Source organism: Serratia sp. Je.1.23.a (genome assembly GCF_051129805.1).
Classification (GTDB): domain Bacteria; phylum Pseudomonadota; class Gammaproteobacteria; order Enterobacterales; family Enterobacteriaceae; genus Serratia; species Serratia liquefaciens.
Map to the genome: position 1 here is coordinate 1 of NZ_JBCPSR010000086.1, position 257 is coordinate 257.

The following is a 257-nucleotide window of genomic DNA, read 5'->3' on the forward strand; positions in this document are numbered from 1 at the left end:
GAGGCCCGAAGGTCCCCCACTTTGGTCCGTAGACGTTATGCGGTATTAGCTACCGTTTCCAGTAGTTATCCCCCTCCATCAGGCAGTTTCCCAGACATTACTCACCCGTCCGCCGCTCGTCACCCAGGAGCAAGCTCCCTGTGCTACCGCTCGACTTGCATGTGTTAGGCCTGCCGCCAGCGTTCAATCTGAGCCATGATCAAACTCTTCAATTAAAAGCTTGATTTGCTTCAACTCGTGAAGCGATGCTCGAAAAT

1 rRNA gene is annotated in these 257 nt (G+C 52.9%); it reads right to left on the reverse strand.

The window, feature by feature from the left end:
- Window positions 1-215, reverse strand: a 16S ribosomal RNA gene (locus tag AAZT04_RS26305); the annotation flags it as partial.
- Window positions 216-257 lie beyond the last annotated feature (42 nt).